Raw genomic sequence first — 12,805 nt, 5'->3', positions numbered from 1 at the left:
CGAAATAAAGGAGGAGGCCGCAGGCCGGGGGACATTCGCGGAGAAAGGTACCCCGTCGGCGGGTGCGCGCCCTGAACAAGCCATCGAACGCACAACGCGACAGACCGACATCTCAGAACTTCTCAGACCACGGCCGCAGGTCAAGCTCATGCGTCCATGCATCGCGCGGCTGCGAATGCAGCATCCAATAGCTGTCGGCAATGTGCTCGGGATTCAGAATGCCGTCGCTTTCCTTCAGCGCATAACGCTCTGGAAAATTGGTGCGGATGAACTCGGTGTCGATGGCGCCGTCAACCACCACATGCGCTACGTGAATGCCCTGAGGACCTAGCTCGCGGGCCATCGACTGGGCCAGTGCACGCAAGGCCATCTTCGCGCCCGAGAAGGCACCGAAGTTCGCGGCACCGCGTAGCGACGCTGTGGCGCCTGTGAAGATGATCGTGCCGCGATGCCCGCCTTTCGGGAGTTCGCGCGCCACCATGCGCTTTGCCACCTCGCGCCCGTTGAGAAAGCCCGAGAAGCAGGCCATCTCCCATACCTTGAAATACTTGCGCGCGGTTTCGGTCAGGATGCTCTCGGGCACGTTGGCACCGATGTTGAACACCATCACCTCGATGGGGCCGATGGTCGATTCGATCTGTTCGACCAAGGCGACCACTTCTTCTTCCTTGCGAGCATCGCAGCCGAACGCATGGGCGCGGCCGCCTTCGGCTTCGATCTGCGCGACCAGCGGCTGCAGCTTGTCAAGGCTGCGGCGCGTCACGCAGACGGCATAGCCTTCGCGCGCGAAGCGCCGGGCAATGGCGCCGCCGGTGGCGTCGCCGGCTCCTACGATGAGTGCGGTCTTTTGCATGGGCGTTCTCTCGCTATTCTTTGTAGTAGACGATCTGGTTCGACGTGGCGAGCAGCAAGCCCTTCTCGCTCCACAGATGCGCCGCCTGGTCGAAAAAGCCGTTGAAGAACTGCTGCCCCACCGCGCGGCCCAGCAAGTAGCCTGAGCCGACGTCCGCCAGTTGATCCGGCCCGGCATGGAAATACGTGGTGATCGACACCGTGCCCGCCGGCACATGCTTGGCGCGGCGCAGCCACACGCGCGGATAGAACATGTCGCTCATCGCCGCCAGCGAGCAGAAGTCGAGCGGCCGTTGCTCGGCATCACGCAGCCAGAGCCGGCTTTCGCTGTGCTGCAGGCCGCCGTCCCACTTCGCGGGAATGCCGCCGCTGATCGGGCGCATCTCGTAGCGGTCCAGCCAGGCCACGCCGGCGGGGCCGATGCTGAAGCGCTTGACCGACTCGGGCGGCGGCACCTCGGGCATGGGCATGTCGCTTTCGCTCCAGGTTTCGCGCCGTGCGGCCGTGACCACCGTGGCCGTGGTCGTCATGTTCGGCGCGCCGCCCGCACCCGGCTGTGTGATCTGCACCGTCCAGTGTTGCGTCGAGCGGTTGGTGCGCACCGGTGTGGCTTGCACGTCGAACGGGCCGGCCTCGAGCGCCGCCGCAAAGTTGACGGTCAACGCGAGCGGCGTGCCCAGCAGGTCCGGGTGCCGCAGCACCGACTGCAATGCAATGGCCGCCGTGGCGCCGCCGAAAGGCCCGACCATGTTCCAGTACTCGGGGCTGGTGGCACCGGTGAAATGGCCAGCGCGAATGTCGCTGTGCTGCAGCGCTAGGGCTTTGTCGAAGGGATGCGTACTCATGGTGATTTGCAGTGTGCCTCCGATGCGTGGCGTCACGCAGTCGTGTGCGGGACGCCGGGTTGCTGCACCGCGGTAAGTGCGGCCAGGCGGTGCAGCTTGTCGACGGTGCTCGGCCAGAGGCTGCTCTTGAACTGTTCGCGAAAAAAGCCGAAATGGCCGATACGCCTCGCCTGCACGTCGGCCGGTGCGATGCGCTCCACCGCAAGCGGCGCGCCCGCATAAAAGCTCATCAGGCTTTCGGTGCCCGCGAGCGTCATGAGTTCATCGTCGGTCATCGACAGCGCGAGCACCGGAAAGCGCACGCGCCCATAGCTCTGCAAAGCACTGTCGCCTTCAGCACCCACGCTGTAGCGCGGATGGAGGCACCAGCGGCGCCACTGCAGGATGACCCCGCGCGGCAGGTCGCCGACCTTCTTGAGCTTGCGGCCCGGAAAGTAGCCGCAAACCCGCGTGACGAGCGGCACCAGCACGAACCAGAAATAGAGAATGCTGCGCTTGAGCTTCGGCGCGTTCTCGCGCCAGTAGCCGCTGCCGGCCGCGATGCTGACGAGGCCGTCTACCTGCTCCGGGCGCTGCAAGAAGCCCGGCAGTTGCGCGCCGAGGCTGTGGCCAAGAAGATAGAGCGGCTGCTCCGGCATTGCCGCCTTTGCGGCGTCGATCACGGCTTCGTAGTCGCGCGCCCAGTCGAACAAATCAGCCTCGAAGCCGCGCAGCGAGGCGCCGTTGCGCGAATCGCCCGAGCCGCGATAGTCGAAGGTCCACACCTGAAGGCCCTGCTGCGCAAGCCACTGCGCAAAGGGCTCGTAGAACGACTGGCGCACGCCCATGGCACCGCCGATGACGATGCTGGCACGGGGTTGGCCGACGGGCTCGTAGCGGCGCACGGCCACCTGCACGCCGTTGTCGACCAGTAGTTGTTGTGCCTGCATCGCTTGTCTCCTTCTCGTTGATCGATCACCGCCCCGCGGCGTAGCGAGCGGGATGAGATGCAAGGCGCGGGTGGCGGGAAACCGGAGCGACCTTCAAGGTCGTGAGGATTTCCCGACGGGCCCCGCAACGCCGCAGATCGCCCGCGCAGTAGCCGCCCTACACGCGTTCGAAGATGCCGGCTGCGCCTTGCCCCATGCCTACGCACATCGTGACCATGCCGTACTTCAGGTTCTCGCGGCGCAGCGCGTGCACCACGGTCGCCGCGCGAATCGCGCCGGTCGCGCCGAGCGGGTGGCCGAGTGCGATCGCGCCGCCCATCGGGTTGACCTTGCTCGGATCGAGCCCCAGCGTGTTGATGACTGCGAGCGATTGCGCGGCGAACGCCTCATTCAGTTCGAACCAGTCGATGTCCTCGTGCTTGAGCCCTGCATAGCGCAGCGCCGCCGGAATCGCCTCGATCGGGCCGATGCCCATGATGTGCGGCGGCACGCCCTTGCTTGCAAAGCTCACAAACCGGGCAAGCGGCGTGAGCCCGTATTGCTTCACGGCCTTCTCGCTTGCGAGGATAAGTGCGCCCGCGCCATCGGAAGTCTGCGAGCTGTTGCCGGCCGTCACCGTGCCGCGCGCGGCGAACACGGTACGCAGCTTGGCCAGGCCTTCGAGACTGGTGTCGGGGCGCGCACCTTCGTCGAGGTTCACCGTGCGCGTCTTGGCGATCGACTCGCCGGTCTCCAGGTTCGGCGTGCGGTCGGTCACTTCGATGGGCGTGATCTCGTCCGCGAACTTGCCGGCCTTCTGCGCGGCCAGTGCCTTCTGGTGCGAGGCGAGCGCGAACTCGTCCTGTGCCTCGCGGCTCACCTTCCACTGCTGCGCAACCTTCTCGGCCGTCAGGCCCATGCCGTAGGCAATGCCCACGTCGCCTTCGCGCTCGAAGATGGAGGGCGACAGCGACGGCGAGTTGCCCATCATCGGCACCATGCTCATGCTCTCGACACCGGCGGCGATCATCACGTCCGCCTCGCCGACACGGATGCGGTCGGCCGCCATCTGCACGGCCGACAGGCCCGAGGCGCAGAACCGGTTCACGGTGATGCCGCCGATGCTGGTGGGAAGGCCCGCCAGCACGGCGCCGATGCGCGCGACATTGAGGCCCTGTTGCGACTCCGGGATCGCGCAGCCGCAGATGATGTCTTCAATGGCCTTGGGGTCGAGGCCGGGCACCGCTGCGAGTGCGGCCTTGAGGGTGGTCGCGAGCAGGTCGTCGGGGCGGTAGTTGCGGAAGTAGCCGCGGTGCGACTTGCCAATGGGGGTGCGGGTGGCGGAGACGATGTAGGCGTCTTGGATTTGTTTCATGGATAGCTCCTGGATTTGGCTCCTTCCCCCTCTGGGGGAAGGTTGGGATGGGGGCTAGCGGCCGTCAATTCATCAAGTCGATTGATGACCGCCTGCAACACCCCTTCAAAATTGACAAACGGATCGTTTTCGACCCGAAGCGCAAGACCTCAAAACCCTGCGCATGCAGGAAAGCGTCGCGCTGCGCGTCGTAGCCTTCTTGTGCCTGATGCTGCGATCCGTCGAGCTCGACAATCAGTTTCGGATCGAGACACGCGAAGTCGGTGATGTAATTTCCGAGCGGATGCTGCCGGCGAAACTTCACTCCCAATTGCTCGCTGCGCAGACCACTCCAGAGCTTTCGTTCGGAGTCGGTCATCTCGCGCCGAAGGGCGCGAGCATTCTTTTGCGCGTTGGGAGTGGATTGGTTTTGCATAGGCCGATGCCCCCATCCCGGCCTTCCCCCAGAGGGGGAAGGAGGAAGAGGAAACCTCGTCAGTTCCGCACCGGCTTCCCCGTGCTCAGCATCCCCATGATTCGCTCCTGCGTCTTCGGATGCACGATCAGCGAGCAGAACGCCTTGCGTTCGAGCGCCATCAGGTATTCCTCCGTCACCAGCGAACCCGCGTCCACGTCACCGCCGGTGACCACGTTCGCGATCAGGCTGGCAATGTGGAAATCGTGCGCGCTGATGAAGCCGCCGTCTCGCATGTTCACCAGCTGGCCCTTGATTGTCGCGGCGCCGCTGCGGCCCGCTACGCGGAAGGTGCGGCGCAGCGGCGGGCGGTAGCCGGCGTCGGCCATGGCCTTGGCCTGCTGCAGCGCCACATACAGCAGCTCGTCCTTGTTCGGCACGATGACGTCACTGTCGAGCAGGTAGCCGAGCTTCTTCGAATCGAGAGCGCCCGTGCCCACCTTCGCCATCGCCGCGGCGGTGAAGCCTTCGGTGAGGAACGGCAGCAGGTCGGTGCCCGTGGAGGCCGCTGCGTTCTCGGCCGCGCGGCGCGCAATGTAGGTCAGGCCGCCCGCGCCGGGGATCAGGCCCACGCCCACTTCGACCAGGCCGATGTAGCTTTCCATTGCCGCCACGCGCTTGGACGAATACACGGCCAGCTCGCAGCCGCCGCCCAGCGCCATGCCGCGCACGGCGGAGACCACCGGCACGTTGGCGTAGCGGATCTTGAGCATCACGTTCTGCAGCTCTTCCTCCGCGCCTTCGACCGCGCCGATGCCCGCGACCACGAAGGCCGGCAGCATTGCCTGCAGATCGGCGCCGACCGAGAACATCTCGTCGGGCGACCATATGACCAGGCCCTTGTATTCGGCCTCGGCCAAGTCGACTGCCGCGCCCAGGGCCTCGGCCACGTCGGGGCTGATGGCGTGCATCTTCGAATGGATGCTGGCGATTAGCACTTCACCGTCCAGCGTCCACACGCGCACATCGCCTTCGTCGCTGATCGTGGTGCCTGCGGTGTTGGCGTCGGCCGCGTTCGCGCCGAGCACGCTCTCGGGGAAGAGCTGGCGGTCATGCACCGGCAGCTTGCGCTGCGGCACGAACTTGTTCTGCGACGCGCTCCACGAGCCTTCGGGCGTATGCACGCCGCCAGCCTCGGCCACCGGGCCTTCGAACACCCACTTGGGCAGCGGTGCCGTGCTCAGCGCCTTGCCCGCGTCGATGTCTTCCTGGATCCACTTGGCGACCTGCGCCCAGCCGGCTTCCTGCCAGAGTTCGAACGGGCCCTGCTTCATGCCGAAGCCCCAGCGCATCGCAAAGTCGATGTCGCGCGCGCTCTCGGCAATGCTGGCCAGATGCACGGCGGCATAGTGAAAACTGTCGCGCAGAATGGCCCAGAGGAACTGGCCCTGCGGTCCTTCGCTCTCGCGCAGCAGCTTCAGGCGCTCGCCCGCGGGCTTCTTGAGCATGCGGCCGTACACCTCATCGGCCTTGGCGCCGGCGGGCACGTACTCGCCGCTCTGGAGGTCGAAGCGCAGGATGTCGCGGCCAACCTTCTTGAAGAAGCCGGCCTTGGTCTTCTGGCCGAGGTTGCCCAGCTCGAGCAGCTTGGCGAGCACCGGCGGCGTCGAGAAGTTGGCGTAGAACGGATCGGTCTCGGCGTTCAGGTTGTCCTGCAGCGTCTTGACGACGTGGGCCATCGTGTCGAGGCCCACCACGTCGGCGGTGCGGAAGGTGCCCGAGCTCGCGCGGCCCAGCTTCTTGCCGGTGAGGTCGTCCACCACGTCGGGCGTGAGGCCGAACTTTTCTACTTCTTTCAGCGTGGCCAGCATGCCGGCGATGCCGACGCGGTTGGCAATGAAGTTGGGCGTGTCGTGCGCGCGCACCACGCCCTTGCCCAGCGTGCTCGTGACGAAAGCCTCGAGGTCGTCGAGCACCTTCGGTTCGGTGGTGGGCGTGTTGATCAGCTCCACCAGGAACATGTAGCGCGGCGGGTTGAAGAAGTGAATGCCGCAGAAACGCGGCTTCAGGGCTTCGGGCAGCGCCTCGCTGAGCTTGGTGATCGAAAGGCCCGAAGTGTTCGAGGCCAGGATCGAGTGCTTGGCCACGTGCGGCGCGATCTTCTTGTAGAGATCGAGCTTCCAGTCCATGCGCTCGGCAATCGCTTCGATGATGAGGTCGCACTCGCCGAGCTTGGCCAGGTCGTCTTCGTAGTTGGCCTGCTCGATGAGCACCGCATCGGCCACGTCGCCAAGGGGCGCGGGCTTGAGCTTCTTGAGGTTGTCGATGGCGCGCGTGACGATGCCGTTCTTGGCCGCACCTTGAGCGACAGCTCCGGTCGCGTCTTTTGCCGCCAGGTCGAACAGCACGACAGGCACGCGCACGTTGACGAGGTGGGCCGCAATCTGCGCGCCCATCACGCCGGCGCCGAGCACGGCGACTTTCTTCACTTGAAATCGGGACATGTTGATTGGTATTTCTTGGATTGAAAGTGCGGCGGTTTACTGGACACGATTCCAGGTTTGAGTGCGCCAGAAGGGGCCCAGGTAGCCGCGCACTTCGAGCTTCTTGCCGCCGTCGATGGGCGTGAAGCTCGCGCGGTATTCCTTGCCGTTCTCGGGGTCGAGGATCTTTCCGCCTTCCCAGACGTCCTTGCCTTCGGCCTTCTTGCCGCCGCGGATGATGTCGAGGCCCGTGATGGGCTTGCCCTTGCGGTCATCGCTGCATTCATCGCAGATCGCGTCGGGCTTGGCGTCCTTCCGGAGCGACTTCTCGATGCGGCCGATGAGCGCGCCGTTGGATTCGCCGATGCGGATCTCGGCCTTGGCCTCGCCGGTCTTGTCGTCGACGTTGCGCCACAGACCCACCGGCGTGCTTTGGGCCATGGCTGTGACGGAAATGGCGGCAAGGACGATGGCTGCAAGCGTCGATTTCATGAGCGGCTCCGATTGAACGATGACGAAGAAGGCGATGGCCTTATGCCAGCGCCGCTTCGGTGTCCATCAACACCTTGCTGCCGGCGCGCGCGGTGCGCATCAGCGTCGCGGTTTCGGGGAACAGCTTGGCAAAGTAGAAGCGCGCCGTCTGCAGCTTGGCCACGTAGAACGGGTCGGTGTTGCCGGCTGCAATCTCGCGCAGGGCCACCTGTGCCATGCGAGCGAACAGGTAGCCGAACACGAAGTGGCCGGCCACGCGCAGGTAGTCCACGGCGGCGGCGCCCACTTCGTCGGGGTTCTGGAAGCCCTTGAAGCCGATCTCGGTCGTGAACTTGGTGAGCTGGTCGCCCAAGCCTGCGATGGGGTTGATGAACTCGGCCATCTTCTCGTTCACGCCTTCTTCTTCGACCAGCTTAGCCACGAGCTTGCCGAACTTCTTCAGCGATGCGCCGTTGTTGCCCAGCACCTTGCGGCCCAGCAGGTCGAGTGACTGGATGGTGTTGGTACCTTCATAGATCATGTTGATGCGGTTGTCCCGCACGAACTGCTCCATGCCCCATTCCTTGATGAAGCCGTGGCCGCCGAACACCTGCATGCACGAATTGGTCGCGATGTGGCCGTTGTCGGTGATGAAGGCCTTGACGATGGGCGTGAGCAGCGCCACCAGTTCGCCCGAGTCCTTGCGCACCTTCTCGTCGGGGTGGTGGTGCTCCTTGTCGAGCAGCAGCGTGCAGAAGATCTGCAGCGCGCGGCCGCCTTCGGCATACGCCTTGGCGGTGAGCAGCATCTTGCGCACGTCGGGGTGCACGATGATCGGGTCGGCTTCCTTGTCCTTGGCCTTCACGCCCGAGAGCGAGCGCATCTGCGTGCGGTCTTTTGCGTAGGCCAGTGCGTTCTGGTAGGCCACTTCGGTCAGGCCCAGCGACTGGTTGCCCACGCCCAGGCGGGCGGCGTTCATCATCACGAACATTGCCTGCAGGCCCTTGTTCGGCTCGCCCACCAGCGAACCGGTGGCGCCTTCGATCACGATCTGCGCGGTGGCGTTGCCGTGAATGCCCATCTTGTGCTCGAGGCTGGCGCAGAAGATCGGGTTGCGCTCGCCGAGCGAACCGTCGGCCTTGACCTTGTACTTGGGCACCACGAACAGGCTGATGCCCTTGCTGCCCTTGGGCGCATCGGGCAGGCGGGCCAGCACCAGGTGAATGATGTTGTCCGTCATGTCGTGCTCGCCGGCCGAGATGAAGATCTTGCTGCCGGTGATGCGGTAGCTGCCGTCGGGCTGCGGCTCGGCCTTGGTGCGGAGCAGGCCCAGATCGGTGCCGCAATGCGGTTCGGTCAGGCACATGGTGCCGGTCCATTCGCCGCTCGTGAGCTTGGGCAGGTAGGTCTTCTTCTGCTCTTCGGTGCCGTGGGCCACGAGGGCTTCATACGCGCCGTGCGAGAGGCCGGGGTACATGGTCCAGGCCTGGTTCGCGCTGTTGAGCATTTCGAACAGGCACTGGTTCACCACGAACGGCAGGCCCTGGCCGCCGAAGGCCGGGTCGCACGACAGCGCGGGCCAGCCGCCTTCGACGTACTTGGCGTAGGCGTCCTTGAAGCCGGTGGGCGTCTTCACTTCGTGCGTGGTCTTGTCGAGCGTGCAGCCCTCTTCGTCGCCGCTAATGTTCAGCGGAAAGGTGACTTCGGCGGCAAACTTGCCGGCCTCTTCGATCACTGCGTTGATGGTGTCGGCATCGGTCTCGGCGTGGGCCGGAAGCGCCTTGAGTTCATCGGCGACGTTGAGCACTTCGTGCAAAACGAACTGCATGTCGCGTACGGGCGGGTTGTAGGTAGGCATCCGGGACTCTCCTGGTCGAAACTTGGATAAAGAAAAAGGGGAAACGAGAAAGAACGGGCCGCTCAGCGCACGGGCTTGAGCCGGCGGGCAGTGGGTTTGGCCGCCGCGGGTTCTGCGGCAGGCGGCGGTGCATCGGGCGTGGCGCTGCGCGCCAGGATGTTGTCGAAGCCGACGTTCGCGCGGCCGATGGAGCCCGGCACCTGCAGAAAGCGTGCTTCGTAATGCAGCGCGAGGATCAGGCCGTGGATTTCGAAGGCAACCTGCCGCTCGTCGGCGTCGGCGCGCAGATGGCCTTCGCTCTTTGCCTGCACGATGGCGCGCAGAACGGCCGCCTGCCAGATGCTGACCGACTCCACGAGCGCATCGCGCACCGGGCCGGGACGGTCATCAAATTCGGAGGCGCCGCTGATGTAGATGCAGCCCGAGTCGATCTCGGCCGAGGTGCGCTTCATCCAGTTGGCGAACATGGCGCGCAGGCGCGGCAGGCCGCGCGGCGCCTCGAGGGCCGGAAAAAACACCTCTTGCTCGAAACGTGCGTGATACTCGCGCACCACCGAGATCTGCAGTTCCTCGCGCGAGCCGAAGTGGGCGAACACGCCCGACTTGCTCATCTTGGTGATTTCGGCCACGGCGCCGATCGACAGGCCCTCGAGCCCGATCTGCGCAGCCAGCGCCAGCGCCGCGTCGACGATGACGGCCTTGGTCTGCTGGCCCTTCTGGGCCGCGCGGACCGGCTTGGCGGGAACGGCATTGACAGACATCGTGGAAGCTCCGAATAAAACGAACGGTCGTTCTATTTTGCAGGGGCTTTCTGCTTTTCGATGTCAATGCCCTTCCGCGGTTGAAGGTTAATCGATGGGACGGGGGGCCGTCGCCGGCCCCGCCCCGATCAGAACTCCTGCGCAACCGGCCGCAGCACCACCTCGTTGATGTCCACGTCCGCGGGCTGCTCCACCGCATAGACCACGGCGCGGGCCACGGAGTCGGCGGGGATCTGGTTGGCCTCGTAGAAGGCCTGCACGCCGGCGGCGCTCTCGGCGTCGCTGCTGCCGAACTTAAGCTCCGAATCGACCGCGCCCGGCGACACGATGGTCACGCGCACGCCGCTGTTGCCCATTTCCACGCGCAGCCCTTCGGAGATGGCGCGCACGGCGTGCTTGGTTGCGCTGTACACGGTGCCGATGGGCGTGAACACCTTCAGCCCGGCGATGGACGCGACGTTGACGATGTGGCCGCTGCCCTGGGCCTGCATGCGCGGCAGCACCGCGGCAATGCCGTAGAGCACGCCCTTGATGTTGACGTCGATGGTGCGGTCCCACTCGTCGACCTTGAGCTTGTCGATGGGCGACAGCGGCATCACGCCCGCGTTGTTGACCAGCACGTCGATGCGGCCGAAGGCTTCGACCGTTGCGGCCGCGAGCTTTTCCAGGTCGGCGCGCCGGGCCACGTCGGTGGCGACGGCAATGGCTTCGCCGCCCGCCTCGCGGATTTCGGCCACCACCTTGTCGAGCCGGTCGGTGCGGCGCGCTGCGAGCACCACCTTGGCGCCGCGCGCGGCCAGGTGGCGGGCAGTCGATTCGCCGAGCCCGCTGCTCGCGCCGGTGACGATGGCAACCTTGCCGCGGATGTTGTCTTGAACGGATGTCATGGAGGTTCCTTTCGGGGGTGTTGAAGAAAAACAAGAAGTGCATGCAGTGTCGAAAATCCACGCATTCCCGTAAATGAAACTCTTGCGACTTCAGAATTCCTGAAAATGGAATACTCCAACTTTTGAGGTTTTTGAAAGCACCACCATGGCCAACCGCCTTGAAGCCCTGCGCGTGTTCTGCACCGCCGCAGATGCCGCCAACTTCCGCGAGGCTGCCGTGCGCCTGTCGGTATCGCCCCAGGTAGTGACGCGCGCGGTGCGCGAGCTCGAAGAAGAACTGGGCGAGCCACTGTTCCACCGCAGCACGCGCGGCGTGCAACTCACCGATTTCGGCCGGCAGCTTGCGGAGCGCGCCCGCGTCGCAGTGGGCGGCGTCGACGAGCTGTTTCACCAGATCGACCGGCGCACGCTGTCCCGCCACGCGGGCACGGTGCGGGTCACGGCGCCGCACATGTATGCGCGGCTCATTCCACAGGCGCTCGCTCCGCTGCTGGCAGCGCACCCAGGGCTGGTGCTCGACCTGCGCCTGTCCGAGCAGCATGCCGACGTGGTCGACGAGCAGATCGACATCGGCATTCGCGTGGGGCCGATGCGCGACGCGCGCTTTGTGGCCCGCACTGTCGGGAAGATGCCGCTGCATGTGGTGGGGGCGCCGGCGCTCATCGCAAAAGTCGGCGCCCCGCAGAGCCTCGATGCGCTTTCGGAACTGCCGCTTACCGCGCTGATCGACCTGAGCTCGGGCCGTCCGTGGCCGTGGGCGTTCAGCAAGCGGCGGATCGTCACGGTGACGTCGCCGGCCTTCGTGACTGATGACATCGATGCCGAATGCGCCGCCGTGCTGGCCGGCGTGGGCTTCGGCCAGCTCATAGCGCCGCTGGCCGAACCCTGGCTGCAAACGGGCGCGCTGGTGGCCGTGCTGGAGGCCGACGCACCGGAGCCATGGCCGATCAATGTCTACCGGCCGCAGCGTGCGCCGGTGCCGGCGCGCGTGCGGCTGGTGTACGACGAGTTGATTCGGGTACTGCGCTGAGCGTGCCAGGCAGCGCAAATAAAAAAGGCGCGGCAGGCTTCCGCCTACCGCGCCGTTTCTTGTGAGCCTGTTTGCTCAGAGCTTGAAAGGCACCACTTCCTGGCGCTGCTCGCCCAGGCCTTCGATGCCGAGCGTCATCACGTCGCCCTTCTTCAGGTAGAGCGGCGGCTTCATGCCCAGGCCCACGCCGGGCGGCGTGCCGGTGGTGATCACGTCTCCGGGCAGGAGCGTCATGAACTGGCTCAGGTAGCTCACGATCTTGGCAATGCTGAAGATCATGGTCTTGGTGCTGCCGGTCTGCATGCGCTTGCCGTTGAGGTCGAGCCACATCGACAGCTTTTGCGGGTTGGGCACTTCGTCGCGCGTCACGAGCCAGGGGCCGATGGGGCCGAAGGTGTCGCAGCCCTTGCCCTTGTCCCAGGTGCCGCCGCGCTCGATCTGGAACTCGCGCTCGCTCACGTCGTTGATGGTGCAGTAGCCGGCCACGAAGTTGAGCGCGTCCTTTTGCGAGACATAGCGCGCGCGCGTGCCGATGACCACGCCAAGCTCCACTTCCCAGTCGCTCTTGACCGAGTTCTTGGGCAGCATGACCGGATCGTTCGGGCCCTGGATGCAGCTGGTCGCCTTCATGAAGACCACCGGTTCCGCGGGAATCGGCAGGCCCGACTCGGCCGCGTGGTCGGCGTAGTTCAGGCCGATGGCAATGAACTTTCCGACGTTGGCCACGGGGCTGCCGAAACGCGGCTTGCCCTTGACCAGCGGCAGCTTGTCGATCTTCTGCTTGCGCAGCTTGGCAATCGCGGCGTCGCCGAGTTGCTCGGGCCCGATGTCCTTGACCACCGCGCTCAGGTCGCGCAGGCGGCCTTCGTCGTCGATGAGGCCGGGCTTTTCCTTGCCGGGGTTGCCATAGCGAACGAGTTTCATGTTGTCCTTTCTTGGGG

The 12,805-nt window shown here is 65.3% G+C and carries 12 protein-coding genes; 1 reads left to right on the top strand and 11 read right to left on the bottom strand.

Translation table 11 applies throughout. From position 1 onward, the window contains the following. Nucleotides 1-112: 112 nt before the first annotated feature. The 10 genes from V9K97_RS24900 to V9K97_RS24855 form a co-directional block, all read right to left on the bottom strand. On the bottom strand, nt 113-853 hold the full coding sequence (locus V9K97_RS24900) for an SDR family oxidoreductase (protein ID WP_337321355.1): 741 nt from the start codon (nt 851-853) through the stop codon (nt 113-115). Nucleotides 854-866: 13 nt separating this feature from the next. Then, the gene (locus V9K97_RS24895) at nt 867-1,697 is read right to left on the bottom strand and encodes an acyl-CoA thioesterase (RefSeq protein WP_337321353.1); all 831 of its coding nucleotides are present in this window, start codon (nt 1,695-1,697) and stop codon (nt 867-869) included. 32 nt (nt 1,698-1,729) lie between these two features. Then, on the bottom strand, nt 1,730-2,626 hold the full coding sequence (locus V9K97_RS24890) for an alpha/beta hydrolase family protein (RefSeq protein WP_337321351.1): 897 nt from the start codon (nt 2,624-2,626) through the stop codon (nt 1,730-1,732). Nucleotides 2,627-2,783: 157 nt separating this feature from the next. Then, complete coding sequence (locus V9K97_RS24885; protein ID WP_337321349.1) at nt 2,784-3,980, bottom strand: acetyl-CoA C-acyltransferase; 1,197 nt, start codon at nt 3,978-3,980, stop codon at nt 2,784-2,786. A gap of 64 nt (nt 3,981-4,044) precedes the next feature. Next, nucleotides 4,045-4,338 carry a DUF559 domain-containing protein gene (locus V9K97_RS24880; protein ID WP_337321347.1) on the bottom strand — a complete coding sequence of 98 codons (294 nt, stop codon included), beginning with the start codon at nt 4,336-4,338 and terminating at the stop codon, nt 4,045-4,047. Between the two features lie 116 nt (nt 4,339-4,454). Then, a complete protein-coding gene (locus V9K97_RS24875; RefSeq protein WP_337321345.1) occupies nt 4,455-6,878 on the bottom strand; it encodes a 3-hydroxyacyl-CoA dehydrogenase/enoyl-CoA hydratase family protein in 2,424 nt (807 codons plus the stop codon). Between the two features lie 36 nt (nt 6,879-6,914). Beyond that, on the bottom strand, nt 6,915-7,349 hold the full coding sequence (locus V9K97_RS24870; RefSeq protein WP_337297945.1) for a DUF2147 domain-containing protein: 435 nt from the start codon (nt 7,347-7,349) through the stop codon (nt 6,915-6,917). 40 nt (nt 7,350-7,389) lie between these two features. Beyond that, a complete protein-coding gene (locus V9K97_RS24865; RefSeq protein WP_337321343.1) occupies nt 7,390-9,186 on the bottom strand; it encodes an acyl-CoA dehydrogenase C-terminal domain-containing protein in 1,797 nt (598 codons plus the stop codon). A gap of 62 nt (nt 9,187-9,248) precedes the next feature. Then, the gene (locus tag V9K97_RS24860) at nt 9,249-9,947 is read right to left on the bottom strand and encodes a TetR/AcrR family transcriptional regulator (protein WP_337321341.1); all 699 of its coding nucleotides are present in this window, start codon (nt 9,945-9,947) and stop codon (nt 9,249-9,251) included. Between the two features lie 128 nt (nt 9,948-10,075). Then, entirely contained in the window at nt 10,076-10,834 is a 759-nt protein-coding gene (locus V9K97_RS24855) for an SDR family oxidoreductase (RefSeq protein WP_337297948.1), read from the bottom strand. 145 nt (nt 10,835-10,979) lie between these two features. Between V9K97_RS24855 and V9K97_RS24850 the strand changes: the two genes are divergently transcribed. Next, nucleotides 10,980-11,864 carry a LysR family transcriptional regulator gene (locus V9K97_RS24850; RefSeq protein ID WP_258503926.1) on the top strand — a complete coding sequence of 295 codons (885 nt, stop codon included), beginning with the start codon at nt 10,980-10,982 and terminating at the stop codon, nt 11,862-11,864. A 75-nt stretch (nt 11,865-11,939) separates the two neighbouring features. On the opposite strand, the gene V9K97_RS24845 is transcribed toward V9K97_RS24850, so the two are convergent. Continuing rightward, nucleotides 11,940-12,788 (bottom strand): fumarylacetoacetate hydrolase family protein, encoded by an 849-nt coding sequence (locus tag V9K97_RS24845; RefSeq protein WP_258503925.1) that lies wholly within the window; start codon nt 12,786-12,788, stop codon nt 11,940-11,942. Nucleotides 12,789-12,805 lie beyond the last annotated feature (17 nt).

This window comes from Variovorax sp. CCNWLW186 (genome assembly GCF_037203865.1).
Lineage (GTDB): Bacteria > Pseudomonadota > Gammaproteobacteria > Burkholderiales > Burkholderiaceae_C > Variovorax.
The sequence above is the reverse complement of the archived record's forward strand: the minus strand, read 5'-3'. Positions and strand labels throughout refer to the sequence as shown.